Below are 24592 nucleotides of genomic sequence, written 5' to 3'. Positions count from 1 at the left end.
TGTGATGAAGGAGTGCGGCCCTTACCTGGGGACGCCCCGCTTTATGCCTGAAAGGGTGACGAAAAAAAAATCGGAGCGGGGTCTCAGCAGAGGTCATAGTAGCTGGAGGTAGCGCCGGGAAGGCTCGACTCCGCCAGTGAAGGACCGAACGAGAAGGAGTGAGTCCGATATGCCGATGCAGCCAGCCATGCGTCAGATGCCCGTGCAGGCGGGGCGGGAGGCCGTAAGGCAAGGTGAAGCCTTGTCTGATGCTTTCAGCGACGAAGCGGAATGCCCGCGGCATGCCACCGGAAACACGGGGACAGCGCTGCTTGCTGCGGCGCTGACAACAGAGAACCTGCGGCGGGCGTTCAAGCGTGTGCGCGCCAACAAGGGAGCAGCTGGCGTCGATGGTCTGGACATCAACCAAACCTCTCATCATCTGGCGACCGCGTGGCCGGGCATACGCGAACAACTGCTGTCAGGGACGTACCGGCCCAGCCCGGTGCTCCGGGTGACGATCCCGAAACCGGACGGCGGTGAGCGCGAGCTTGGCATCCCGACGGTGACGGATCGCCTGATCCAGCAAGCACTCCTGCAGGTGCTGCAACCGATACTTGATCCCACCTTCAGCGAGCACAGCTACGGCTTCCGTCCGGGTAGGCGTGCGCAAGACGCGGTCTTAGCCGCCCAAGCGTATGTCCAGTCGGGCCTGCGAGTCGTGGTTGACGTTGACCTGTCGAAATTCTTCGATCGGGTCAATCATGACATCCTGATTGACCGTCTGCGCAAGCGCATTGAAGATGCCGGGGTCATCCGGCTGATCCGGGCCTATTTGAACAGCGGCATCATGGACCATGGCGTGGTGCTGGAACGGACTGATGGAGCGCCTCAAGGTGGCCCGCTCAGCCCGCTACTTGGCAACATCATGCTCGATGAGGTGGACAAGGAACTGGAGCGGCGCGGCCATCGCTTCGCGCGCTACGCCGACGATGCGAACGTCTACGTACGCAGCATCAAGGCGGGGCAGCGGGTGATGGCGCTGTTGCGGCGCTGTTATGCCAAGTTGCACCTCATGGTCAACGAAAGCAAAAGCGCGGTGGCCAGCGCCTTTGGTCGCAAGTTCCTCGGTTACAGTCTGTGGGTGGCACGCGGAGGCCAAGTGAAGCGCGCAGTGGCTCATAAGCCGCTGGCAGCCTTTAAACAACGCCTCCGGGAGCTCACCGGCCGCTCCGGCGGGCGCAGCATGGCGGAAGTGGTGGCAAAACTACGCATCTATATGCTGGGATGGAAGGGGTACTTCCACTTGGCGCAAACTCCGAAGATTTGGCGGAGACTCGATGAATGGCTGCGTCATAGGCTGCGGGCAATCCAGCTCAAGCACTGGAAACGCGGAACTACCATGTACCGGGAATTGGTCAAACTTGGGGCCGCGCCATCGGTGGCAAAACAGGTGGCGGCGAATAGCCGTCGCTGGTGGCGCAACAGTGACAGGCTGCTGAAAACCACCCTCACTATTGCCTACTTTGACCGCCTGGGTGTGCCTCGCCTTTCCTGACCTCAACTTCTTGAACCGCCCGGTGCGGACCCGCATGCCGGGTGGTGTGGCAGGGGATCGGTCAGTCAAACTGACCGCCCCTATGCCTATTTGCACAGGGCGCTCTTCGGCTCCCCGCAGCTGATGATGCGTCCCACGTCCGGATTGGCGAGGTAATCGAGATGGCCCGCCACCGGGTCCGCAATCAGGCCAAACCATGTGGGCGTGTTCGAGACCAGCACATTGTGCAGAACGACCCCGCTCTCCGCATAACGGTCCTTGAGCAGGGTGTACGACAGCAGGTCGCTGGGATCGGTGAAGGCCACCAGTATCAGGCGGGTGACCGAGCGGCGGCCCGCATCGGGCGGACGGCGTTTCAGCAAGAGCCGCTGCAGGCTGTCGGGCAGGGCGGGTGCGGCGCTGCGGCCAGCGCCATCCAGCGGCTGGTCCGCGAGCGAGAGCAAGGGGATCTGGTTGGCGGCCATGATGAGGTAGGAAAGCCTGCCCACCACCTCCATCGCTGCGCGCTGCGTGGCCGGCGTTTCGCTCATTTCGAGCAGGGTGTCGAAGAGGATCTTGCTGCCCAGGCTCTCCGAGATCACCACCAGCGGCGAGGAGGGATCGGACTCGCTGCTCGCCCGCAGGATGGCCTCGCGCATCGCGGCGCGGATCTGCGGCCGCGACACACCCTGGTAAATGAGGGCGTCGGGAATGCAGTCGTCCACCAGCCAGTCCTTCACCTGCGCGTTCCACCGCGCGCGCTTCAGCGTGTACGGCGTGGCGCCGGTACAGATCTCCGATTTCCCGCTCTGGTCATAGCACAGCTGCTGTTTGAGGGGCGTGGTGAGCGGTGACCAGACCAGGGCCTGGAAACGCAGTTCTCCCGCAGGCGTGGTGACGGTGCTGGGAATGATCTCGACGCCCCCCGCGAGGCCGCGCAGGCCGGGGCCCGGTTTGGTGCCCACGTTGGCGCCCAGCTGCTGCGCCAGCAGGTCCACGGTTTCGGCGGCCCAGGTGGCGTCGTGCGTGCACATGCCGTGAACCAGCATTACGTCCGCCCGGCGCGATGGCGACTGTGCCGCGAAATCCGCAAGGCCGGGGAAGGAGGCGCCAGCCTCCGCGAATTGGGCAGGCCGGTAGGGCATGGTGCAGCCGGCCAGCAGCGCCAGTGCGGCGATCGTCAGCTTTTTCATAGGGGCCTCCTTGTGCTCCTATCTTCCGACGACGCGTCCGGCGGCGCTTGATGAAGATCAGAGAGCGGGCACGAGGAACACGCGCGTCGCCGGGTCCTGGTCCTTCATGAATCGCACGATGGCCGAAGTGGTGACGGTATCGATCTGGCCCGCCATGCGGCGGTCGAAGGGATGGTCGTCGAAAGCCACATTGGCGCGGAACATGCGCGCCCCGAGCCGCGTGGCCGCGTTCACCTCCACCGTAATGGGACGGAAGCGCGCGCTGCGCAGCCACTTCTGCGCTTCCTCGCGCGTTTCCACCTGCCCCTGGGGGCTGGCGGCTGCGGCATAGTTCTCCAGCACCCACTGGTTCGAGTTCTGGTACTGCGTGGAGAAGGCGTAGGAGAGCATGTTGTAGCGCTTCTGGTGCAGGCGCACCGGCGTGCGGCTGGCCAGCTGCTGCGCGAGGCGTTGCTGCACCGCTTCGCCCGGAATGGCGATCTCCGCCTCGTAGCGGTACATATCGTTCAGGAAGAAGTTCCCCAGGCCTTCGTTGTAGAGGGCCGAGTTCGCGCTGCCGCAGTCGTTCAGTTCATGCACCACGGTCCAGCGGCCTTCCGGATGATCGCGCCAAACGATGGCCATGTGCGAGAAGCGCAGGCCATATTTGGAGAGGTCCTGTCCTGCGCGGGAGATCAGCGCCACCTGGGCGCCGCTTTCATCCAGCAGCTTGAAGCTGCGCTCCGCCAGGTCCAGCGCTTTCACCGCATCCTGGACCGTGACGGGTTTCTCCTCGCAGGTCTGGCCCGCCTGTGCGCGCGGCGCCAGGCAGCCTGCCGCAAAGAGGAGGCAGATCAGAAGACGCTTCACTCAGCCCTCCACGCGGCTGTGGTGCAGCAGGGCCTTGCCTGCTTCGTTCGGGATGAAAGCCAGTACCTTGCCCGAGGCCACCAGCAAATGGCCCGTCGAAACGGCCGTCACCTGCACCACCGTGCCAGCGGCGACGGAGAGGCCCTTTGCCGCCTTGCCGCTGAGGCGGACGGTGGCCGTGCTGGCGTCGGAGGCGCCTTCAAGCAGGATCTCGAGGTCGTCGCCGATCTCCTTCACGCTCGCCACCACCACGCTGCCGGTGACGGCGACGGACAGCACTGAACCCGCCACTACCGTCGCCGACATGTCGCCAATGGCGTTGGACGGATTGGAAGCCTGGGAGGCGTCGCCCGCATGGCTGGCGCTCATGGCGATGCTCAGAAGGGTGGCGATCATCAGACGTTTCATTCTTGTTCTCCTCGTTGAAGTGGCGCCATCATCGCCGCGCCGCCGCCAGCCATCAAGGAAAAGTTAATCCGTAGCAAGATATTACGGATAAGGTATCGAAAAGTGATACTATCATTCTGCTATGTCGACCACTGTACAACTTATTGATGCGCTGAAACGGCAGCTCAAGGCCAAGGGTGTAACCTATGCCGACCTTGCCGCGAAGCTGGGAATTTCCGAGGCGAGCGTGAAGCGCACCTTCGCGCTGCGCCATTTTTCGCTGGAACGCCTGGAGCAGGTGCTTGCCGCCATCGGCATGGATTTCATGGAGCTGGCGCAGGCGGCGACGGATGCGCCGCACCTGGTCACTCAGCTTACGCGGGCGCAGGAAGAAGAGATCATCGGCGACAAGCGCCTGCTGGTGGTGGCGGTGGCGGCGCTGAACCTGCTGCCGCTGGAGCAGATCGTGGCGACCTACCGGCTCACGGAGGCCGAAGCGCTGGCCTACCTGCTGCGGCTGGACCGCATCGGCTTCCTGATCCTCAGGCCGAACAACAGATACCGCCTGCTGGTGGCGCGCACCTTCAGCTGGATTCCGAATGGACCGATCCAGGCTTACTTCCGCGACGAGGCGTATGGGGATTATCTGGACAGCCGTTTCGACGGCCCGAAGGAGCTGCTGCAGCTGGTGAGCGTGATGCTCTCGCCGGCGTCCACGCAGGCGCTGCTCGACCGGCTGCGCCAGGTGGCGGACGAATTCTCGCAGCAGCATCAGGACGATGCGCGGCTGCCGTACGACCAGCGCCACTCGCTGACCTTCCTGCTCGCCGCGCGGCCCTGGATGCCGAAGGCATTCCAGAGCCTGATGCGCTAGCGCTTAGCCGCGGCGCAGGGCCTGCAGCACGGGCTGCAGGATGGCGGCGCCCAGCTTCATGGAGCGCGCGCCGTTCCAGCCGTTGACGTCGTCCGGATCGTTCGCGTTGTCCTTGAACGGCATTTCCAAGGTCAGCGACAGGCAGCCGAAGAGGTAGGTGATATGGGGCGAACCCATGGTGAGCACTTCCGGTGTGAAAGGGGCGTCCGGATAACCGAACTCGCTCTGGAAGTCCGGGCTGGCGATCTTGAAGTCCTCGATGAAGCGGTCCTGCTCGGCCTTCTGCTCCTTCGTGAAGTTCTCCAGCGAGTCGCTGCCTGCGATGAAGACGTAAGGCAGGCCTTCGTCGCCGTGGATGTCCAGGAACATGTCGCAGCCGGTTTCCTTCATCTTTTCCTTGACCAGGAAGACCTCGGGGCTGCGCTCCATGCTCGGCGTATTCCACTCGCGGTTCAGGTTCGCGCCCGCGGCGTTGGTGCGCAGGTTGCCGCGCACAGAACCGTCCGGATTCATGTTCGGCACCACGTAGAACACGGCCTCCTTCAGGCACTGGCTCGCGAAAGGATCGGCCGGGTCGAGCAGCGCTTCCAGCATGCCCTCCACGAACCACTCGGCCATCGTTTCGCCAGGATGCTGGCGCGCGATGACCCATACCTTCTTCTTCGCATCGGGATCGCCCACGATCAGCATGTTCAGGTCGTGGCCGTCCAGGGTCGTGCCCAGGTCCACGATCTGCGTCAGGGGCGAGAGCTGGGCGCTGTCCAGCAGGGACAGGTGGCGTTCCCACGAATACGGCTCGAAATAGGCGTAGTACACGCTGTCGTATTCCGGCGTGTGCTCGATGGTCATCACTTCGCCGTCGTAGCTGGTGGGCACACGGAACCAGGTGTCGCGGTCGTAGCTGGCCACGGCCTGGTAGTCCTTCCAGCCGTCCGGATAGGCGGCCTTGGAGGCATTCAGGAAGCGCATCGTCAGCGGCGTGGCGCCGGCGCCCTGCACGCGGAAGTAGAACCACTGGATGATGTCGGCCGCGCTGTCCTTGCGGATATTGAGATCGATGTCGCCCGCACTGGTAATGCTGACCACATCGATGGCGCCAGCGTCGAACTGGCTGCTGATTTTGATAGACATTGTGTGTCCTGTGAATTAATCGGGTGCGCCGTAGCGCGGAGGCGACATGATAGCGGTTTTGCACCAGCCACGCATAGCAAATGGCGCCAAACACTGTGGCCGATCATGCAAGCTTTCCATGGCGAAGTACAATGTCCCGATAACAGCCCAAGAGGAGATCGTCCATGCAACGCCGTTCCTTCCTGAAGAAAACCGCCGCCGGTGCAGGCGCGGCCACCCTGGCCGCGCCGGCCCTGGCGCAGGCCCAGCCAGCGGTCAACTGGCGCCTTGCCTCCAGCTTCCCGAAGACGCTCGACACCATCTTCGGCTCGGCCGACCAGTTCGTAAAACGCGTGTCCCAGCTCACCGGCGGCAAGTTCAATATCCGCCAGTTCGCGGCGGGCGAAATCGTGCCCGGCCTGCAGGTGATGGACGCGGTGCAGGCGGGCACGGTGGAAATCGGCCACACCCCGGCTTACTACTACTTCGGCAAGGACCCGACGTTCGCCTTCGACTGCGCCGTGCCCTTCGGCCTCACCTCGCGCCAGCAGACGGCGTGGATGGACCAGGGCGGCGGCCGCGAGCTCCTGCGCGATTTCTACAAGGGCTACGGCATCATCAACCTCCTGGGCGGGAACACCGGCACCCAGATGGGCGGCTGGTTCCGCAAGGAGATCCGCAGCGTGAAGGACATGCAGGGCCTGAAGATGCGCGTGGCCGGTTTCGCGGGACGCGTGATGGAGCGCATGGGCGTGGTGCCGCAGCAGATTCCCGCGGGCGACGTGTACGCGGCGCTGGAGAAGGGCACCATCGACGCGGCGGAATGGGTCGGTCCCTACGACGACGAGAAGCTGGGCCTTGCGCGCGTGGCGCCGCACTACTACTCGCCCGGCTGGTGGGAAGCAGGTCCGCAGCTCTCCTTCTACATCAACATCAAGGAATGGGAGAAGCTGCCGAAGGAATACCAGGCAGCGCTGGAAGCGGCGAGCTACGAGTGCCACGTCATCATGCAGGCCGACTACGACGCCAAGAACCCGGCGGCCCTGGCGCGCCTGCTGAAGAACGGCGCCAAGCTGCACAACTTCTCGAAAGACATCATGGACGCCGCCTACAAGCATTCGGCAGCCGTGATGGAAGAGGAGGCGGCGAAGAACGCCAGGTTCAAGACGATCTACGAACCGTGGAAGAAGTTCCGCCAGGCCCAGAACCAATGGGCCTCGGTGGCCGAAGCGACGATGCAGAACTACCTTATCAGCGCTACCCGCCGCTAGCCGCGGAGCCGCGCCATGCGGCGGCGCAGGTGTGGCGACAGCAGGACCAGCCCTGCCAGCAGCATGGCATAAGTGGCGGGTTCCGGCACTGGAGCCGTCATGGTAACGGCGGTGTACTGTTCCACATAGACGGAAAAATACGACACGGCGTCGCTGTCATTGCGGACGACGAATGACAGCTCGCGATCCAAAGACATGTCCGCGTCATCTCCATGGGCCATCAGAACGCCTTGATCCCAGCCGATTGGGCCAGTAGGCGTTAATGCGTAGATCTGGCCAAAACTGTGGGCCTGGAACGGGTCGGCTTCGTGGCCCACACGCTGCAAGGCCCCTGAGAACTGAACGCTCATGCGCAACGCGGAGTGAGGTGCAAGCCCAAGGCCCAGGGAGCTCGTTAAAGCGATATATGATCTCTCCACGTCGGTGTTCATGGTGGCGGACGTTCCCGTGCTTTCGCTGCGCGAACTGAACATGCCAGGCAGGATTTCCAGCTCAATACTGGCCCCATGCGAAGCGTAGTACAGGCCCATATCGGGCGGAACCGGGAGCTGATCGCTGTGTTGAAATTCCGAATACGAGGTGCCGTTGATGTCTAGCCAGCCAGCGCGGTAGCTATGGGCGTTGCCATAATACAGCTCTGCAGTTTGGCCATCGCCTGGCGTAAGATCCTGGACGGTCAGGCTCAGATTGGTGATTTGCGCCGTGGCTGTCCATTCGGCTCTGGCGGAATAGCTTGAGAGCAGCAGGCAGGCGAAGAGAATGCAAGTCAGGGAACGAACGGTCATGGTGGCCCCCGGGAAGGAAATGTCCCGTTAGCTTATCCATACGCTGGGCCCGCGGCGCACGATACCAACAGGAATCTAGCGCAGTCCTCCGAAGCGTTCTAGGAAGGCTGGCTGCACCGGCTGGGTTTCCGGCGCCTCGCGCTGAAGGGCGGCGAGGACATGGCGGCCGGAGGCTTCGTAGCTCAGCTGGTAGAGCTCGCGCGCCAATTCGTAGGCGGCCGTACCGGGCCAGGGATCGGGCAGGAGCTCGATAGGCAACTGCGGGTCGTGCAGCTGCACGCGGCGGTAGGCGTGGATGAGCAGGGTACGCAGCATGAAGGCCTGCTGCGGCGTCAGGGCGGGCTGTTCCCTCAGCAAGGCACGCAACGGCGAGAAGTGCGCCACGAAGCGCTCATACCCCGCCACCACCTCGGACAGGTCCCAGCCCTCCGCGATCAGGTCCGCCAGCGGCTTGCCCTGCACACCCGGCAGCTGGGCCGCCAGCGCCACGTAAACCTTGTTCCGCATACCGGTGCGGCCCAGCAGCTCGTCCAGCGCCTCGGCATCGCCTGCGGGATGCGCGGCAATGCCCGGCGCGATCATGCTGTAGCCCTCCCACAGCAGCTCCTTGCGCAGCGCGGTGCGTTCGGGGGCGGTGATGCTGCCTGCGCCCAGCACCAGGGTCCAGCTGCCGTCCCAATGCAGCTGCAGGGGCGCGTAGACGCGCCGGAACGCCCGCGTGAAGCGGCGCATGGCCTCGGGCGTGATGGCATACGCGCTGCGGCGTCCGTCGCGCTGGGAGCCGAGCCAGCCTTCCTGGGCCAGGCGGAACACGGAAGTACGCAGCAGCCTGTCGTTCACACCGAAGGGCTCCAGCAGCTCGATCAGGCTGCCCAGCCAGGCCTCCCCGCCGTGCGGGGCAATGGCATCCCCGAACACGGTCATGACCAGGGACTTGGCGCGCGGCGGCTCGCTGGCCAGGGACTGGGCGATCCAGCCGTCAACGGAAGTGATTTTCTGCATAGACACTATTCTAACCAGCGGCTGCGAAGGGATACGGAATTTTTATATGACACAAAAATCCCGTAGTCAAAGCGGAATTTGTATCGTATGATGGACTGATACAGAATTGGAGGCAAGCCATGTATGCACAAATGGTGGAAACCGGGCTGAAAAACGTCCGGACGCTGGATGACATGAGCGAGGAGGAGCGCGCCTTCCAGGAGCGCATCGACGCCGGCATCAAGATCGAGGCCAAGGACTGGATGCCCGAGGCCTACCGCAAGACCCTCATCCGCCAGATCTCACAGCACGCCCACTCGGAAATCGTCGGTCAGTTGCCGGAAGGTAACTGGGTGACCCGCGCCCCGACCTTGAAACGCAAATCGATCCTGCTGGCCAAGATCCAGGACGAGGCGGGCCATGGCCTCTACCTCTACAGCGCAGCCGAAACCCTCGGCGTATCGCGCGACGAGCTGCTGGCTGCCCTCCACTCGGGCAAGGCAAAGTATTCGAGCATCTTCAACTACCCCACCCTGAGCTGGGCCGACATGGGCGCCATCGGCTGGCTGGTGGACGGCTCGGCCATCATCAACCAGATTCCCCTCTGCCGCTGCTCCTACGGCCCGTATTCGCGCGCCATGATCCGCGTGTGCAAGGAAGAATCCTTCCACGCGCGCCAGGGCTACGACATCATGATGGCCCTCGCGCGCGGCACGCCCGAACAGAAGGCCATGGCGCAGGATGCGCTGAACCGCTGGTGGTGGCCATCGCTCATGATGTTCGGTCCTTCCGACGCCGACTCAGTGAACAGCGCCCAGTCCAGCAAATGGCGCATCAAGCTGTTCTCGAACGACGAACTGCGCCAGCGCATGGTGGACCAGACCGTGCCCCAGGCCGAGTTCCTGGGCCTGACCATTCCCGACCCGGACCTGAAATGGAACGAGGAGCGCGGCAGCTACGACTTCGGCGAAATCGACTGGTCCGAATTCCACAACGTATTGAAGGGCAACGGCCCCTGCAACCGCGAGCGCCTGCGCACGCGCGTCACCGCCTGGGAAGAAGGCGCGTGGTTCCGCGAGGCGCTCGTCGCCCACGCGGACAAACAACAAGCAAAGAAGGCCGCGGCCTGAAGGAGACAGCATGAGCAAAGAATGGCCCCTGTGGGAAGTATTCATCCGCAGCCAGCACGGCCTGGCGCACAAGCACGTGGGCAGCCTGCACGCGCCGGACGCGGAAATGGCGATCAACAACGCGCGCGACGTCTACACGCGCCGCAATGAAGGCGTGAGCATCTGGGTGGTGCGCGCCGCCGACATCGTGGCCAGCAGTCCGGCCGACAAGGGCGCGCTGTTCGAGCCGTCCAACAGCAAGGTGTACCGCCATCCCACCTTCTTCCCGATGCCGGAAGAAGTGAAGAATCTCTGAGGCTGCGCATGGATCACAAAGTCAACTACCTGCTGCGCCTGGGCGACAACGCGCTGGTGCTGAGCCAGCGGCTGTCCGAGCTGTGCGGCAAGGGTCCGGCGCTGGAAGAAGACATGGCGCTCACCAACGTCGCCCTCGACCTGCTCGGCCAGGCCCGCATGTGGCTCGGCTACGCGGGCGAGCTGGAAGGGCAGGGCCGCGACGAGGACCGCCTGGCCTATCTGCGCGACGCGCACGACTTCCGCAATGTGCTGCTGGTGGAGCAGCCGAACGGGAACTACGCGCACACGCTGATGCGCCAGTTCTTCTTCGATACCTGGCACTACTTCCTGATCGGCGCGCTGACCAAGTCGTCCGATACCCGCATAGCGGAAATCGCCGAGAAGTCGCTGAAGGAAGTCACCTACCACCTGCGCCGCAGCGGGGACCTGATCGTGCGCCTGGGCGACGGCACTGAAACGAGCCACCGCTACACGCAAACGGCGGCCGATGAACTGTGGATGTACACGGGCGAAGTCTTCAACTACGACGACACCGACCAGGCCATGGTTGCCGCCGGCATCGCGCAGGATGCGGCGATGCTGCGCCAGCAATGGCTCGACCACGTATCGGACATCTTCGGCGAAGCCACGCTCGCCATGCCGCCGGCCGATGCATGGATGCAGAAGGGCGGCAAGCAAGGCCGCCACACCGAGCACCTGGGCTACCTGCTGGCCGAGATGCAGTTCCTGCAGCGCGCCTATCCTGGAGCGGAGTGGTAAATGTGCGCCGCTGACGTTGCCGAGGCGGTGAGCGCAGACCAGGTCTGGGCCTGGCTGGCGGACGTCGCCGATCCCGAGATTCCCGTGATCTCGGTGGTCGATCTCGGCATCGTGCGCGATGTCAAAGTGGGCGACGGCGGCTGCACCGTCACCATCACGCCCACCTATTCGGGATGCCCCGCCATGCAGGTGATCTCCGATGCCATCGGCGAAGCGCTCAAGGCGCACGGCCTGCACAGGATCGGCATCGTCACCCAGCTCTCGCCAGCGTGGACCACCGACTGGATGAGCGAAACGGGCAAGGCCAGGCTGAAAGGCTACGGCATCGCCCCGCCCGCGCAGAAGGTGGTGGACATCAGCGGCCTGCGCGGCATTTCGCGCGGCCCCGGCAGGCTGGAAGCGCCGGACGTCGCCTGTCCCCATTGCGGATCGCACCACACGGAACTCACCAGCCAGTTCGGCTCCACGCCCTGCAAGGCCCTGTACAAGTGCCTGGACTGCCGCGAGCCGTTCGACTACTTCAAGTGCCACTGAACACCATGAGCAAATTCTATCCACTGGCAGTCGCCAAAGTGCACAACGAAACGCGCGACTGCATCGCCGTCACCTTCGCCGTGCCGCCGGAACTGCAGGACAGCTTCAAGTACCAGCAGGGCCAGCATCTCACCCTGCGCACGCTGATCGGCGAGGAAGACGTGCGCCGCTCCTACTCCATCTGCTCCGCGGTGCAGGACAGCAGCCTGCGCGTGGCGATCAAGCGCACCCCGGGCGGCGCCTTCTCCACCTGGGCCAACGAAGCGCTGAAGCCGGGCATGACCATCGACGTCATGCCGCCCATGGGCCACTTCAACGTGCCCCTGTCGGCGGAGAACAAGCGCAACTACCTCGCATTTGCGGCGGGCAGCGGCATCACGCCCGTGCTCTCCATCATCAAGACCACCTTGCTCACCGAGCCGCAAAGCACCTTCACTCTGTTCTACGGCAACCGGGCCTCCTCGTCGGTGATCTTCAAGAACGAGCTGATGGAACTGAAAGACAGCTACCTTGAGCGCCTGAACATCGTCTACGTGATGAGCCGCGAGCAGCAGGACATTGAACTCTTCAACGGCCGCATCACGAAGGAAAAGACGAAGCAGCTGCTCCAGCACTGGATCCGCATCGAAGACTACGACACCGCCTTCATCTGCGGCCCGGAAGACATGATGCACGGCGTGTCGGAAGCGCTGCAGGAAGCGGGCATGCCCAAGCCGAACATCAAGATCGAACTGTTCGCCGCCAGCATTCCCAAGCACCAGCACAAGCCGCGCACGCAGGCCGAGATGGGCGCTGGGCAGCAGACCGAAGTCACCGTCATCATGGACGGCAACGCCGCCACCTTCAGCATGGACAAGGACAAGGAATCCATCCTCGACGCAGGCCTGCGCGCGGGCCTGGACATGCGCTACTCCTGCAAGGGCGGCGTATGCTCCACCTGCCGCTGCAAGGTACTGGAAGGAAAGGTGGACATGGACGTGAACTACGCGCTGGAAGACTACGAGATCGCCCGCGGCTTCGTGCTGAGCTGCCAGAGTTTCCCCGCAACCGACAAAGTCGTCATCGACTTCGACCAGGCCGAATAACAATTTCTTAAAGGGGACAGACCCCTTTAAGAAACAAATACAAGGAGGCAACAGTGAGCTACCAGAATATCCTGTTCGAGATTAAGGAAGGCATCGCCAAGCTGACGCTGAACCGTCCCGATAAGCTGAACAGCTTCACGCAGGCCATGCACCTCGAAGTGCGCGACGCGCTGGAGAAGCTGCGCTCCGACAAATCGGTGCGCGTTCTGGTGCTGACGGGCGCGGGCCGCGGCTTCTGCGCCGGGCAGGATCTCTCCGACCGCGCCGTGGAGCCGGGCGCAAAGGGCGTGGACCTGGGCGAATCCGTCGAAAAATTCTACGCGCCGCTGGTGCTGGCGTTGCGCGACTTGCCCATGCCTGTGATCTGCGCCGTGAACGGCGTGGCCGCAGGCGCCGGCGCGAACCTGGCGCTGGCCTGCGATATCGTGCTTGCCGCGAAATCGGCCAGCTTCGTGGAGGTCTTCTGCAAACTGGGCCTGATTCCGGATACCGGCGGCACCTGGATTCTCCCGCGCCTGATCGGCCACGCGCGCGCCACCGGCCTCGCCATGCTGGGCGAGAAGCTGAGCGCCGACCGCGCGGAACAGTGGGGCCTGATCTGGAAGGCGATTCCGGACGAAGTGCTCATGAACGAAGCCATGGCCATGGCCGAACACTTCGCCACCGCGCCCACCAAGGGCCTCGCCTACACGAAGAAGGCTTTCCAGATCAGCTACCACAACACGCTGGAAGAACAGTTGAAACTCGAAGGCCAGATGATGCGTGAGCTGGGCAACAGCCACGATTACCGCGAGGGCGTGGACGCCTTCATCGCCAAACGCGCACCACAATTCAAGGGGGAATAAGCATGGCGGCTATCGCACGGGGAAGTGTGGTTGCCGTTATCGGCAGCGGGGCAATGGGTTCGGGCATTGCGCAGGTGGCAGCGGCCGCCGGGCATCAGGTGAAGCTGTTCGATACGCGCGCCGAAGCCGTGAGCAAGGCCATCGCCGATATCGGCGCCGTCTTCGACAAGCTGGCCGAGAAGGGCAAGATGAGCGCCGCCGACGCGGATAGTGCGCGCGCCCGCCTGCATGGCGTGAACGGCCTGGCCCAGGTGGCGGATGCGGCGCTGGTGGTGGAAGCCATTGTGGAGAACCTCGACGTCAAGCGTTCCCTGTTCGCGGACCTGGAAGGCATTGTCGCCGATGACGCCATCCTCGCCACCAACACCTCGTCCATCTCCGTCACGGCCATTGCCGCGAAGCTCCGCCGCCCGCAGCGACTGGTGGGCATGCACTTCTTCAATCCCGTGCCCCTGATGGCGCTGGTGGAAGTGATCAGCGGCGTGGCCACCGATGCCGCCGCCGCGCAGGCTGTGTATGACACGGCCGCCGCCTGGGGCAAGAATCCGGTGCATGCCAAGTCCACGCCGGGCTTCATCGTGAACCGCGTGGCGCGCCCTTTCTATGCCGAAGGCTGGCGCCTGCTGAACGAGCAGGCGGCGGATGCAGCCACCATCGACGCCGTTCTGCGCGAAGCTGGCGGCTTCCGCATGGGACCCTTCGAGCTGATGGACCTGATCGGCCACGACGTGAATTTCTCCGTCACCCAGTCCGTCTTCAATGCCTACTACAACGATCCCCGCTTCACACCATCCGTGCTGCAGCAGGAGATGGTGAACGCAGGCTTCCTCGGCCGAAAATCCGGCCGAGGCTTGTACCAGTATGGCGCGGACGCGGCGAAGCCCGAACCGAAAACGGAAGCGCTGCGTGAAAAGCCGGAGTACGTGGGCTACAGCCTCGAGGCCGGCGCGAATGGTGCGCTCACCCAGGGCATGGTGGACCGCCTGAAACAGCACGGCATCGCCGTCACCAACCGCAAGTCCGCCGAAGGACATCAGCACGCGGAGGCCCCGGCCTTCCACTGCAACGGCGCCGCCATCTACCTGACGGACGGCCGCACTGCGACGCGCCGCGCGGCAGACAACAAGCATCCCGATACCATCGTCTACGACCTCGTGTTCGACGCTGCGGCTTCGCCGCGCATCGCCATCGCGGCGGCGGACCAGTGCAGCCAGCGCGCCATCGACGCCACCATTGGTATGTTCCAGGCCGCGGGCTTTGCCGTCACCCGCCTGGACGATGTTCCCGGCCTGGCCGTGATGCGCACTGTCGCCATGCTGGCAAACGAGGCGGCGGACGCCGTACAGCAGGGCGTGTGCAGCGCTGCCGCGGCGGATATCGCCATGCAGAAGGGCGTCAATTATCCGCGCGGCCCCCTGGCGTGGGCGGATACGGTGGGCGTGAAGCACATCGTCACGGTACTGGAGAACCTGGCGCAGGCCTATGGCGAGGACCGCTACCGCGTGTCGCCGCTGCTGCGCCGCAAGCAGGCAAGCGGAGCGAAGATCCATGCATGATGCGGCTTCCGCACTGAATCCCCAGGCATTGGCCGAGGCGGCAGGCGCCGCCATGTATGCGCGCGATACGGCAAGCCAGAGCCTGGGCATGAAACTGATCGAGATCCGTCCCGGCTATGCGCGCATGACGATGCCGGTGCGGGCCGATATGCTGAACGGGCACCTTACCTGCCATGGAGGCTTCATTTTCGCGTTGGCGGACAGCGCCTTCGCGTTCGCGTGCAACAGCCATAACCTCAACACGGTAGGCGCGGGCTGCACGATCGACTACCTGGCGCCAGGCCGCCAGGATGACCTGCTGACCGCCGAGGCGGTGGAGCAGGCGCTGGCCGGCAAGACCGGCATTTACGACGTCACCGTCAAGAACCAGGACGGCCGCCTGATCGCAACCTTCCGTGGCAAATCGCACCGGGTCAGCGGTGAAGTGGCGCCCGTCCAGCGCTGAAGAGGAGACCGGAATGGTCCAACGACATCCCGCGCCATCGGACCTGGAGCCGATCGAGCGCGCCAGCAGGGACGAGCTGCAATCGCTGCAGCTGGAACGCCTGAAGAAGACGCTGAAGCACGCCTACGAGAACGTGCCGCACTACCGCAACGCCTTCGATGCAAAGGGCGTGCATCCGGATGACCTGAAGTCCCTGGCCGACCTGGCGAAGTTCCCGTTCACGGACAAGAAGACCCTGCGCGACAACTATCCCTTTGGCCTCTTCGCCGTACCGCGCGAGCAGGTGGTGCGCATCCATGCGTCGAGCGGCACCACCGGCAAGGCCACCGTTGTCGGCTACACCCAGAACGACGTGAACATGTGGGCTGACATGGTGGCCCGTTCGATCCGCGCGGCGGGCGGCCGCAAGGGCGACATGGTGCACATCTCCTACGGCTACGGGCTGTTCACGGGCGGCCTTGGCGCCCACTACGGCGCCGAGCGCCTGGGCTGCACGGTCATTCCCATGTCCGGCGGGCAGACGGAGAAGCAGGTGCAGCTGATCCAGGACTTCAGGCCCTCGATCATCATGGTCACCCCGTCGTATATGCTCAACATCATCGAGGAATTCCAGCGCCAGGGCCTGGACGCGGCGGAATCCTCGCTCAAGGTGGGCATCTTCGGCGCCGAACCGTGGACCGACGCCATGCGCGGCGAGATCGAGAAGCGCGCGGGTATCGACGCGGTGGACATCTACGGCCTTTCTGAAGTGATCGGCCCCGGCGTGGCCAGCGAGTGCATCGAGAGCAAGGATGGTCCCGTGATCTGGGAGGACCATTTCTATCCCGAGATCATCGACCCCGAAACGGGCGAGGTGCTGCCGGACGGATCGGAAGGCGAGCTGGTATTCACCTCGCTCACGAAAGAGGCGATGCCCGTCATCCGCTACCGCACGCGCGACCTCACCCGCCTGCTGCCGCCCACATCGCGCGCCATGCGCCGCATGGGCAAGATCACGGGCCGCTCGGACGACATGCTCATCATCCGCGGCGTGAACGTCTTCCCAACGCAGATCGAAGAGCTGATCCTGAAAATGCCCAAGCTCGCGCCGCAGTACCAGCTGGTGGTGTCGCGCGAGGGCCATCTCGACAAGCTGGACGTGATCGGAGAACTGCGCCCCGAAGTGAAGCTGACCGACAGCGAAACCGGGGCGCTTGCGCGCGAACTGGAGCACCACATCAAGACCTATGTCGGCGTGACGACGACAGTGAAACTGCAGGCCGCCGACAGCATCGAACGAACCCTCACCGGCAAGGCCAAGCGCGTGCTGGACAAACGCCCCAAATAAGAAGGACATATCAATGAACGAAGCCTTTATCTGCGACGCTGTGCGCACTCCCTTCGGCCGCTACGGAGGCGCGCTGTCTTCGGTGCGTGCCGACGACCTGGCCGCCGTGCCCATTGCCGCCATCATGCAGCGCAATCCGGGCGTGGACTGGGCGAAGGTGGACGACGTCTACTACGGCTGCGCCAACCAGGCGGGCGAGGACAACCGCAACGTCGGCCGCATGGCTGCGCTGCTCGCAGGCCTGCCAGCCGAGGTGCCAGCCAACACCATCAACCGCCTGTGCGGATCGAGCCTGGACGCCATCGGCATTGCCGCACGCGCCATCAAGTCCGGCGAGGCCCATCTGGTGATCGCGGGCGGCGTTGAGAGCATGAGCCGCGCCCCCTTCGTGATGGGCAAGGCCGACAGCGCCTTCTCGCGCAGCGCGAAAATCGAGGACACCACCATCGGCTGGCGCTTCGTGAATCTGCTGATGAAGGCGAAGTATGGCATCGACAGCATGCCCGAAACGGCGGAGAACGTGGCAGAGGAGTTCAAGGTCAGCCGCGAAGACCAGGACGCCTTCGCCCTGCGCAGCCAGCAGCGCTGGGCCGCCGCCAACGCCGCAGGCCATTTCGCCAGCGAGATCGTGCCCGTCACCATTCCGCAGAAGAAAGGCGACCCGAAAATCGTCAACGCCGACGAGCATCCCCGTCCGGACACCACGCTGGAGCAGCTGGCAAAGCTGAAGGGCGTGGTCAAGCCGGAAGGCACGGTCACCGCGGGCAATGCCTCGGGCGTCAACGACGGCGCCTGCGCCGTGCTGCTGGCTTCCGCTGCAGCGGTTGACAAGTACGGCCTGAAGCCGCGCGCCAAGGTGCTGAGTATGGCGACGGCCGGTCTTGCTCCGCGCATCATGGGCTTCGGTCCCTCGCCAGCGTCGAAGAAGGTGCTGGAACAGCTGGGCCTCACCATCGGCCAGATGGATGTGATCGAACTGAACGAGGCCTTTGCCGCACAAGGGCTGGCCGTAACGCGGGACCTCGGCCTGCCTGACGATGCAGCCCATGTGAATCCAAACGGCGGCGCCATCGCTATCGGCCATCCCCTGGGTGCGTCGGGCGCGCGCCTGGTTACCACCGCCGTCAACCAGCTGGAACGCACCGGCGGGCGCTACGCCCTGTGCACCATGTGCATCGGCGTTGGCCAGGGCATCGCCGTTGTTATCGAACGGGTTTAAGCGATGGTCAAGGTTTATGAAATCAACGGCGTGCGCCCGGTCGTCCACCCGACGGCCTACGTGCACCCGACGGCGGTGCTGATCGGCGATGTCATCGTCGGTCCGCGATGCTACATCGGGCCCCTTGCGTCGCTGCGCGGCGACTTTGGCCGCCTGATCCTGGAAGAGGGCGCGAACGTGCAGGACACTTGCGTGATGCACGGCTTCCCCGCGTCGGACACGGTGGTGGAAGTGGATGGCCATATCGGCCACGGCGCCGTGCTGCACGGCTGCCGCATCGGCCGCAACTCGCTGGTGGGCATGAATGCCGTGGTCATGGACAACGCCGTCGTCGGCGCCGAGAGCATCATTGCCGCCATGAGCTTTGTCAAAGCTGGAATGGTCATCGAACCGCGCAGCATGGTGATGGGCACGCCCGCGCGCGTTGTGCGCCAGGTGACTGACGCGGAACTGAAATGGAAAAACTCGGGCACGGCGCATTACCACGACCTGGCCGTACGCTCATTGCAAACGATGCGTGAAGTCGAGGCGCTGACGGAAGTGGAGCCTGACCGCCAGCGCATGCAGTGGGAAAGCTCGCTGCCGCTGCACCAGCACAAGAATGCGTCCGAATGACGCAATAACGAACGGAGATCACATGTCCAACGTAGCAACCCTGCAAAGCTTCATCGGCGGCCGCTGGCACGGCAAGGAAGCCGCCTCGCCGCTGCACAGCGCCCTGACCAACAGCCTGATTTACCATACCCACGCCGAAGCCATCGACTTCGCCGAAGCCGTGGACTATGGCCGCAAGACCGGCACTCGCTCCCTCATGGCACTGGACTTCCAGCAGCGCGCCGCGTGCCTCAAGGCGCTGGCGCTCTACCTCATGGAGCGCAAGGAGGAGCTGTACAAGGTCTCCCACCTCACCGGCGCAACCCGTGCGGACAGCTGGGTGGACGTGGAAGGCGGCATCGGCACCCTGTTCGCCTACGCCAGCATGGGCAGCCGCGAGCTGCCATCGTCGAACGTGCTGCACGAAGGCCCGGCCATGGCGCTCGGCAAGCGCGGCGGCTTCTCCGGCACGCATATTCTCGTTCCGCGCGGTGGCATCGCGGTGCACATCAACGCCTTCAATTTCCCCATCTGGGGTCTGCTCGAGAAGTTCGCCCCGAGCTTCCTCGCCGCCTTGCCCTGCATCGGCAAGCCTGCCACGGCAACGAGCTATCTGACGGAAGCCCTGATCCGCATGATCAACGATTCCGGCCTGCTGCCGGATGGCGCCCTCCAGCTGGTCATCGGCAGCACCGGCGACCTGCTGGACCGCCTGGGCGGTTCGGACGTGGTCACCTTCACCGGCTCCGCCGATACGGCCGCCAAGCTGCGCGCCAACCGCAACCTGATCGCCAACTCCGTTCCCTTCACGGCGGAAGCCGATTCGCTGAACTGCGCCATCCTCGCGCCGGACGTTCAGCCGGACGATCCCGAATTCGACCTCTTCGTGAAGGAAGTGGCGCGCGAGATGACGGGCAAGGCTGGCCAGAAGTGCACGGCCATCCGCCGCATCATCGTTCCGCGCCAGCAGGCGGACGCCGTGGCGGAACGCCTGCGCGAGCGCCTGGCCAAGGTTACGGTGGGCGACCCGTCCGTGGAAGGCGTGCGCATGGGTTCTCTGGCCTCGAAGGACCAGCAGCGCGACGTGGCCGCGCAGGTGGAACGCCTGGCGGCAGGCAATGAGCTGATCTTCGGCGCCAAGGGCGACTTGAAACTGATTGGCGAGGGCGTATCCGAAGGCGCCTTCTTCTCCCCGACGCTGCTCATGTGCCGCAACGCCATGGAGAACGACGCCGTGCACGACATCGAAGCCTTCGGCCCTGTCAGCACGCTCATGACCTATGGCGACATGGACGAAGCCCTGGCGCTTGCCGCGCGCGGCAAGGGCAGCCTTGTTTCGACGCTGGTGACGAAAGACCCGAAGATCGCGGCGCATGCCGTTCCTGTGGCGGCGGCGCACCATGGCCGCGTGCTGGTGCTGGAACGCGAAGCATCGGTGGATTCGACGGGCCACGGCTCGCCGCTGCCGCAGCTGAAGCACGGCGGTCCTGGCCGCGCGGGCGGCGGCGAAGAACTGGGCGGCATCCGCGCCGTGAAGCACTTCCTGCAGCGCACCGCTGTGCAGGGATCGCCGACCATGCTCGCGGCCATCACTGGCGAGTATGTGCGCGGCGCGGCCGTCAAGGAAAGCGACCTGCACCCCTTCCGCAAATACTTCGAGGACCTGGAAGTGGGCGACTCGCTGCTGACGCACCGCCGCACGGTGAGCGAAGCGGACATCGTCAACTTCGGCGGCGTATCGGGCGACTACTTCTACATGCACTTCGACGACATCGCCGCGAAGGACACCCAGTTCGGCAAGCGCATCGCGCACGGCTACTTCGTGCTGTCGGCGGCGGCAGGCCTCTTCGTGTCCCCAGCGCCCGGCCCCGTGCTGGCCAACTACGGCCTGGACAACCTGCGCTTCATCACGCCGGTTGGCATCGGCGACACCATCCGCGCCCGCCTCACCTGCAAGCGCAAGGTCGACCGCAACCGCAAGGACGACAAGGGCGTCGGCCAGGGCGTGGTGGCCTGGGACGTCCAGGTCACGAACCAGAACGACGAACTGGTGGCCAGCTACGACATCCTCACTCTCGTCTCCAAGCGCAGCTAATAGTTCAGCCCGTGTCCACCCTTGGGGTCTGACCCCAAGGGTGGACACGAGCCAGGCTGTTACTGCGTTACCAGGCTGACCTTGTCGACGACGAAGGAGGTCTGGAGCGACGAGTCTTCCGTCATGGCGAAGGACAGGCGCACCGTCTGGCCTTTGTACGGCAGCAGGCTGAAGGTGCGGACCTGGTAGCCGGTGGCCTTGTTCAGGTTCGAATAGGTCGCCAGCGTGCCAAGCACCGTGCCCGCCGTGTTCTTCACCGTGACCACCAGCTTGTCGTAGGCGGTGCTGCTCGTGGTTTCGGCGGTGTCGATGTGCAGCGCGAAGCTCAGCGAGGCGGAGGTGGCGGTCGATGGAATCGCCACGTCCTGCGTCAGCGTTTCGGTCGCCGTGCTGCCGTTACCGCCCAGCCATGCGTAGCGGGAGCCTTCGTAGGCCGTCTGGCCACTGAAAGTACCGATCACGCCCGTGGTGCCCGCCCAGCCCGTGGTGCCGGATTCGAAGCCGCCGTTGACCACGCGCTCGGTGGAGGTGCCGCCGCCGCTGCTCACCGTGAGGGTCGCATTGGCGGAGGTGGCGGTGACGGGGGTGGTGGAGGAATCCGTCACCGTTGCCTTGAATACGGCGCCGTTGTCGGTGCTCTGTGCGGTGAAGGAGTAGGTGGCCGCCGTCGCGCCGCTGATCAGGGTATTGTTGCGATACCACTTGTAGCTGTATGGCGCGGTGCCGCCCGTCGCGCCCACCGTGAAGGAAGCGGTGGCGCCCGGTGCTACCGTGATGCTGGCCGGCTGCGTATTGATCGAGACCGAACCGCCGCCCGTGGTTTCGGGAACGTCCGTGCCCACATTAATGGCCGCATAGGCGCGCTTCACCGCTGTCGCTTCCGCGCTGCCCACGCCATACAGTTCTTCCGCCGCCTGCAGCACCTTGTTGCGTGCATCCGCGTAGTTGGTGGACGAGGTGAACTTGGTGGTCGCTGCCTTGAACCAGATGCGGTAGGCCTTGTCGTTGCCGATACCGGTCATGTTGCGCGGGTTCTGGGTCAGGTAGGAGCTGTAGTAGTCGCTGGCCGAATCCGCGCTGGAACCCTGGGACAGGAAGTAGAACATGCGGTTGTTCGGGCCGCTGCTGTAGTGGACGTTCAGGGTCTTCAGCGTGTTGCTCCAGGCATTGGGGCTCTTGCCGTCCTTGCTTGGCTTGTAGAGCCAGCGCAGGGGCTGCCCGCTCTTGCTGATCTCCTTGCCGGTCATCCAGTCGTTGCCGGTTGCCGGGACCACGGTGCCGGTGCCGCCAGCGCGCGCATAGGCTTCCGTCATTTCGCCCGCGATGTCGGAGTTCGACTCATTCAGGCCGCCCGATTCGCCCGAGTACACAAGGTTGGACGTGGCGTCGATCACGCCGTGGCCCATTTCGTGGCCGATCACGTCGATGGAGCCCAGGTTGTTGAAGCTGGTGCCACCGTCGCCGATGTACATGCATTTGCAGCCCGGCTCGAAGAAGGCGTTGTCGTACTGGGTGTCCACGTGTACTGCGATGTAGGTGGAGGTGTTGTTGCCGTCCAGGCTTTGCCAGCCCAGCACATTCTTCATCGTGTCGTAGGTGTTCATCAGGCCCCACAGCGCGTTCACCGCGGCGGTCTGGCCGTTGGCGTTTGTGGTGCTGCCGCCATTGATGTACTGCAGGCCGTCGCCCCAGGTGTTGGTGCTGTTGGTGTAGATGCTGCCCGGATTCGGGTTGGATTCGGGGCTGTGATTGGCGTTGGTGATCGCCATGCCGCCGTACTGGCCGCCGACGCCACGGGTCGCGTCCAGCATCTGGTAGGTGCTGCCGCTCAGGGTGGTGTTGATCGGCACCGTGCCGTTGTACTGGCTCTTGCCGCTGCCGACGACGTTCTGCAGCGCTTCCCACTGGGCGATGATGGCGCCGGTCTTTGCGTTCACCACGGTGTCGTGATACACCAGCTTCCGGCTGTCGGCCATGCGGGTTTTCACGAGATAGGCCAGCTCGTAGTGGTCCACCACGTCTTCCACATCCATGGCGTTCAGCGCCGAATCGGGCTTGTTGGCCGCGGATGGCAGGCGCACCGTTTTCATGACGGGCCAGATCAGCAGCTCCGCTTCCGGTTTCCAGCGATGGGCGCCGCCCGGCGATACTTTCTGCACCACCTTGGCGATGGCTTCCTCGGCCGTTATCGATGGGGTGAGGTCGGTCAGTCCGCCCGCGGCCTGAGCCCGTGCGCCGCCCAAGCCGCCGCGCCGGTCGGACACGGATTCGCTGAGGATGTCGCCATCGTCGTTCGTCACCACCACGGATTCAGAGCCGAACACGCGCAGGCCCTTGAAGGTGTGCTGCGCGCGGCTGATGCGGGTGCCCTGTGCGCCGGGGTGCTGCTGGCCGAGGCGGAAGCCGTGTTCATCGTCCAGGCCTGCCGCGGCGCGGCGGTCGGCCAGGCGTGCTGCGAGGTTGGCGTTTTCGCCCGCGCTCATGGCGCGGCCGGGTGCGGACATCAGCGTCTGCGGCAGTACGCCGCGTTCCTGCGCCTGAACGGCGGGCAGTGCAGCCAACGCGGCAGCGACGGCGAAAATGCTTTTGCGTAGTGTCATTTCATCTCCGTGATTTTTGGTGAGGGAAGTGGAGCCGCAGACTTTTCCGGCGGCGCCGGAGTGCGGGTGAACGCGACACTATTCCTCCCGCTTTGGCGGTGTCAAAAATCTTTGGAAATGAGTCGTACGCGGCGCAGGTGTTAAGAATGAGACATTCACGGCGTGTATGAATCGCCTGCGCAACAGCTTGCGCGCACGTCACGAAATCTTTTGCAAATTTCGCATCATGCGTCGTACACTGAAATCATGCACCGGAGGGCCACGCATGCACCGACGGGCTTAAACACGCAGCGCACATTCCTGCCGCGCTGAGGCAAACATCAGGGACGCAAAATGAGCAAAGATTCTCGCAGCATCCTCCGCCCACCCGCCAAGGCACGGCCCCCAAGTTAGGCAGCGCAGTACCACTCGACATCGAAACCTGTTCCCCTCGCCGCGAGCGGCGCCGGGGTGGCTATTCTTTTTTCCTGCGAGTCCAATGCTGTCCATTACAAACAAAGTCGAACGCATCGTGCTGGAGTCGCCCTTCCTGAGTGAAGGCTTGCGGCGCGGTTTGATCAATCTGTCGGAGCTGGCGCGGCAGCTGCAGCCGCAGCTCGAGTCGGACCTGTGGAAGCCCGTGGGCCAGGCCGCCGTGGTGATGGCGCTGCGCCGTGTCACCGAGCGCCTGCCCGCCGCGGCGGCGCATGGCGATCCGGCCCTGACGCGGCGCCATGGGCAGCTCACGGCCCGCACGGACCTGGTGGAGATGACTTACCGCCACTCCGAGGCAACCGACGCCTGCCACCGCCAGCTGCTGGCGCAATCGGGCCTGCTGCAGGGGCTCTATCTCACGGTGACGCGGGGAAGCAATGAGGTGATGGTGGTATGCAGCCGTCCCCTGATCCCGCTCGTGGAGGAAGTGTTTGCGGGGGAGCGCCTGCTGGCGAGGCTCGACGACCTGAATGCGGTGACCTTGCAGCTGGCGGCGGAATCTCACCGCACACCCGGCGTCTATCACGGCATTCTGAAGAAGCTGGCGTGGGACAAGATCAACCTCGTGAACATGATCTCGACCCACACGGAACTGACGCTGCTGCTGGAGAAGGAGCACACCGGCGCTGCCTTCTCCGTGCTGTCAACCCTGGTGACGCACTAGGG

At 64.3% G+C, this 24592-nt stretch carries 23 protein-coding genes; 16 read left to right on the top strand and 7 right to left on the bottom strand.

Features of this window, described 5'->3' with window-relative positions:
• Window positions 1-169: 169 nt before the first annotated feature.
• The gene (gene ltrA / locus LSQ66_RS18280) at window positions 170-1537 is read left to right on the top strand and encodes a group II intron reverse transcriptase/maturase (protein WP_231766094.1); all 1368 of its coding nucleotides are present in this window, start codon (window positions 170-172) and stop codon (window positions 1535-1537) included.
• Window positions 1538-1623: 86 nt separating this feature from the next.
• Here the strand turns inward: ltrA and LSQ66_RS18275 are convergent, their stop codons facing one another.
• The 3 genes from LSQ66_RS18275 to LSQ66_RS18265 are packed head-to-tail and all read right to left on the bottom strand — an operon-like array spanning window position 1624 to window position 3966.
• Window positions 1624-2709, bottom strand: a complete 1086-nt coding sequence (locus tag LSQ66_RS18275; protein WP_231766614.1) for a hypothetical protein — start codon at window positions 2707-2709, stop codon at window positions 1624-1626.
• A 57-nt stretch (window positions 2710-2766) separates the two neighbouring features.
• Entirely contained in the window at window positions 2767-3558 is a 792-nt protein-coding gene (locus LSQ66_RS18270; protein ID WP_231766613.1) for a DUF2145 domain-containing protein, read from the bottom strand.
• A complete protein-coding gene (locus LSQ66_RS18265) occupies window positions 3559-3966 on the bottom strand; it encodes a hypothetical protein (RefSeq protein WP_231766612.1) in 408 nt (135 codons plus the stop codon).
• A 121-nt stretch (window positions 3967-4087) separates the two neighbouring features.
• Between LSQ66_RS18265 and LSQ66_RS18260 the strand changes: the two genes are divergently transcribed.
• Entirely contained in the window at window positions 4088-4819 is a 732-nt protein-coding gene (locus LSQ66_RS18260) for a helix-turn-helix domain-containing protein (RefSeq protein ID WP_231766611.1), read from the top strand.
• A gap of 3 nt (window positions 4820-4822) precedes the next feature.
• Here the strand turns inward: LSQ66_RS18260 and LSQ66_RS18255 are convergent, their stop codons facing one another.
• The gene (locus LSQ66_RS18255) at window positions 4823-5950 is read right to left on the bottom strand and encodes a M14 family metallopeptidase (protein ID WP_231766610.1); all 1128 of its coding nucleotides are present in this window, start codon (window positions 5948-5950) and stop codon (window positions 4823-4825) included.
• Window positions 5951-6114: 164 nt separating this feature from the next.
• Here LSQ66_RS18255 and LSQ66_RS18250 point away from each other — a divergent pair, with 164 nt between their 5' ends.
• Entirely contained in the window at window positions 6115-7200 is a 1086-nt protein-coding gene (locus LSQ66_RS18250; RefSeq protein WP_231766609.1) for a TRAP transporter substrate-binding protein, read from the top strand.
• On the opposite strand, the gene LSQ66_RS18245 is transcribed toward LSQ66_RS18250, so the two are convergent.
• Both LSQ66_RS18245 and paaX read right to left on the bottom strand, forming a co-directional pair.
• Complete coding sequence (locus tag LSQ66_RS18245) at window positions 7197-7985, bottom strand: PEP-CTERM sorting domain-containing protein (RefSeq protein WP_231766608.1); 789 nt, start codon at window positions 7983-7985, stop codon at window positions 7197-7199. The two genes, LSQ66_RS18250 and LSQ66_RS18245, sit on opposite strands and share 4 nt — an antisense overlap.
• A 75-nt stretch (window positions 7986-8060) precedes the next feature.
• Complete coding sequence (gene paaX, locus LSQ66_RS18240; protein ID WP_231766607.1) at window positions 8061-8987, bottom strand: phenylacetic acid degradation operon negative regulatory protein PaaX; 927 nt, start codon at window positions 8985-8987, stop codon at window positions 8061-8063.
• A gap of 119 nt (window positions 8988-9106) precedes the next feature.
• Here paaX and paaA point away from each other — a divergent pair, with 119 nt between their 5' ends.
• From paaA to paaZ, 12 genes are read left to right on the top strand one after another with little or no spacing between them, the layout of a single operon-like run.
• Window positions 9107-10096, top strand: a complete 990-nt coding sequence (paaA, locus tag LSQ66_RS18235) for a 1,2-phenylacetyl-CoA epoxidase subunit PaaA (protein WP_231766606.1) — start codon at window positions 9107-9109, stop codon at window positions 10094-10096.
• Between the two features lie 10 nt (window positions 10097-10106).
• Complete coding sequence (paaB, locus tag LSQ66_RS18230; protein ID WP_231766605.1) at window positions 10107-10391, top strand: 1,2-phenylacetyl-CoA epoxidase subunit PaaB; 285 nt, start codon at window positions 10107-10109, stop codon at window positions 10389-10391.
• Between the two features lie 8 nt (window positions 10392-10399).
• Window positions 10400-11152, top strand: a complete 753-nt coding sequence (paaC, locus tag LSQ66_RS18225; RefSeq protein WP_231766604.1) for a 1,2-phenylacetyl-CoA epoxidase subunit PaaC — start codon at window positions 10400-10402, stop codon at window positions 11150-11152.
• On the top strand, window positions 11153-11686 hold the full coding sequence (gene paaD, locus LSQ66_RS18220) for a 1,2-phenylacetyl-CoA epoxidase subunit PaaD (protein WP_231766603.1): 534 nt from the start codon (window positions 11153-11155) through the stop codon (window positions 11684-11686).
• A gap of 5 nt (window positions 11687-11691) precedes the next feature.
• Window positions 11692-12771 (top strand): 1,2-phenylacetyl-CoA epoxidase subunit PaaE, encoded by a 1080-nt coding sequence (paaE, locus tag LSQ66_RS18215; protein ID WP_231766602.1) that lies wholly within the window; start codon window positions 11692-11694, stop codon window positions 12769-12771.
• Between the two features lie 53 nt (window positions 12772-12824).
• Window positions 12825-13616: a 2-(1,2-epoxy-1,2-dihydrophenyl)acetyl-CoA isomerase PaaG gene (gene paaG, locus LSQ66_RS18210; protein WP_231766601.1), complete on the top strand. Its 792-nt coding sequence runs from the start codon at window positions 12825-12827 to the stop codon at window positions 13614-13616.
• 2 nt (window positions 13617-13618) lie between these two features.
• Entirely contained in the window at window positions 13619-15172 is a 1554-nt protein-coding gene (paaH, locus tag LSQ66_RS18205) for a 3-hydroxyacyl-CoA dehydrogenase PaaH (RefSeq protein WP_231766600.1), read from the top strand.
• On the top strand, window positions 15165-15617 hold the full coding sequence (gene paaI, locus LSQ66_RS18200; RefSeq protein ID WP_231766599.1) for a hydroxyphenylacetyl-CoA thioesterase PaaI: 453 nt from the start codon (window positions 15165-15167) through the stop codon (window positions 15615-15617). Before paaH ends, paaI begins: the two co-directional genes overlap by 8 nt.
• A 13-nt stretch (window positions 15618-15630) precedes the next feature.
• Window positions 15631-16944, top strand: coding sequence for a phenylacetate--CoA ligase PaaK (paaK, locus tag LSQ66_RS18195; protein ID WP_231766598.1), 1314 nt, complete (start codon window positions 15631-15633; stop codon window positions 16942-16944).
• A 13-nt stretch (window positions 16945-16957) separates the two neighbouring features.
• Window positions 16958-18163: a 3-oxoadipyl-CoA thiolase gene (gene pcaF, locus LSQ66_RS18190; protein ID WP_231766597.1), complete on the top strand. Its 1206-nt coding sequence runs from the start codon at window positions 16958-16960 to the stop codon at window positions 18161-18163.
• A 3-nt stretch (window positions 18164-18166) separates the two neighbouring features.
• Window positions 18167-18778, top strand: a complete 612-nt coding sequence (gene paaY / locus LSQ66_RS18185) for a phenylacetic acid degradation protein PaaY (RefSeq protein ID WP_231766596.1) — start codon at window positions 18167-18169, stop codon at window positions 18776-18778.
• 22 nt (window positions 18779-18800) lie between these two features.
• Entirely contained in the window at window positions 18801-20852 is a 2052-nt protein-coding gene (paaZ, locus tag LSQ66_RS18180; protein WP_231766595.1) for a phenylacetic acid degradation bifunctional protein PaaZ, read from the top strand.
• Between the two features lie 59 nt (window positions 20853-20911).
• Here the strand turns inward: paaZ and LSQ66_RS18175 are convergent, their stop codons facing one another.
• The gene (locus tag LSQ66_RS18175) at window positions 20912-23452 is read right to left on the bottom strand and encodes a M4 family metallopeptidase (protein WP_231766594.1); all 2541 of its coding nucleotides are present in this window, start codon (window positions 23450-23452) and stop codon (window positions 20912-20914) included.
• A 478-nt stretch (window positions 23453-23930) separates the two neighbouring features.
• Between LSQ66_RS18175 and LSQ66_RS18170 the strand changes: the two genes are divergently transcribed.
• Window positions 23931-24590, top strand: coding sequence for a hypothetical protein (locus LSQ66_RS18170; protein WP_231766593.1), 660 nt, complete (start codon window positions 23931-23933; stop codon window positions 24588-24590).
• Window positions 24591-24592: the final 2 nt, after the last annotated feature.

Origin of the sequence: Massilia endophytica (genome assembly GCF_021165955.1) — a bacterium.
Lineage (GTDB): Bacteria > Pseudomonadota > Gammaproteobacteria > Burkholderiales > Burkholderiaceae_D > Rugamonas > Rugamonas endophytica.
This window is presented reverse-complemented; position numbering and strand designations above follow the sequence as displayed.

Bases quoted from the DNA above. Each gene is read 5' to 3' on its own strand.
- paaK (WP_231766598.1), top strand. From the start codon at position 15,631: ATGGTCCAACGACATCCCGCGCCATCGGACCTGGAGCCGATCGAGCGC.
- LSQ66_RS18275 (WP_231766614.1), bottom strand. From the start codon at position 2,709: ATGAAAAAGCTGACGATCGCCGCACTGGCGCTGCTGGCCGGCTGCACC.
- LSQ66_RS18250 (WP_231766609.1), top strand. From the start codon at position 6,115: ATGCAACGCCGTTCCTTCCTGAAGAAAACCGCCGCCGGTGCAGGCGCG.
- ltrA (WP_231766094.1), top strand. From the start codon at position 170: ATGCCGATGCAGCCAGCCATGCGTCAGATGCCCGTGCAGGCGGGGCGG.
- paaZ (WP_231766595.1), top strand. From the start codon at position 18,801: ATGTCCAACGTAGCAACCCTGCAAAGCTTCATCGGCGGCCGCTGGCAC.
- LSQ66_RS18265 (WP_231766612.1), bottom strand. From the start codon at position 3,966: ATGAAACGTCTGATGATCGCCACCCTTCTGAGCATCGCCATGAGCGCC.
- paaA (WP_231766606.1), top strand. From the start codon at position 9,107: ATGTATGCACAAATGGTGGAAACCGGGCTGAAAAACGTCCGGACGCTG.
- pcaF (WP_231766597.1), top strand. From the start codon at position 16,958: ATGAACGAAGCCTTTATCTGCGACGCTGTGCGCACTCCCTTCGGCCGC.
- paaD (WP_231766603.1), top strand. From the start codon at position 11,153: ATGTGCGCCGCTGACGTTGCCGAGGCGGTGAGCGCAGACCAGGTCTGG.
- LSQ66_RS18245 (WP_231766608.1), bottom strand. From the start codon at position 7,985: ATGACCGTTCGTTCCCTGACTTGCATTCTCTTCGCCTGCCTGCTGCTC.
- paaI (WP_231766599.1), top strand. From the start codon at position 15,165: ATGCATGATGCGGCTTCCGCACTGAATCCCCAGGCATTGGCCGAGGCG.
- LSQ66_RS18175 (WP_231766594.1), bottom strand. From the start codon at position 23,452: ATGACACTACGCAAAAGCATTTTCGCCGTCGCTGCCGCGTTGGCTGCA.
- paaH (WP_231766600.1), top strand. From the start codon at position 13,619: ATGGCGGCTATCGCACGGGGAAGTGTGGTTGCCGTTATCGGCAGCGGG.
- LSQ66_RS18260 (WP_231766611.1), top strand. From the start codon at position 4,088: ATGTCGACCACTGTACAACTTATTGATGCGCTGAAACGGCAGCTCAAG.
- LSQ66_RS18170 (WP_231766593.1), top strand. From the start codon at position 23,931: ATGCTGTCCATTACAAACAAAGTCGAACGCATCGTGCTGGAGTCGCCC.
- paaB (WP_231766605.1), top strand. From the start codon at position 10,107: ATGAGCAAAGAATGGCCCCTGTGGGAAGTATTCATCCGCAGCCAGCAC.
- paaC (WP_231766604.1), top strand. From the start codon at position 10,400: ATGGATCACAAAGTCAACTACCTGCTGCGCCTGGGCGACAACGCGCTG.
- paaX (WP_231766607.1), bottom strand. From the start codon at position 8,987: ATGCAGAAAATCACTTCCGTTGACGGCTGGATCGCCCAGTCCCTGGCC.
- paaY (WP_231766596.1), top strand. From the start codon at position 18,167: ATGGTCAAGGTTTATGAAATCAACGGCGTGCGCCCGGTCGTCCACCCG.
- paaE (WP_231766602.1), top strand. From the start codon at position 11,692: ATGAGCAAATTCTATCCACTGGCAGTCGCCAAAGTGCACAACGAAACG.
- LSQ66_RS18255 (WP_231766610.1), bottom strand. From the start codon at position 5,950: ATGTCTATCAAAATCAGCAGCCAGTTCGACGCTGGCGCCATCGATGTG.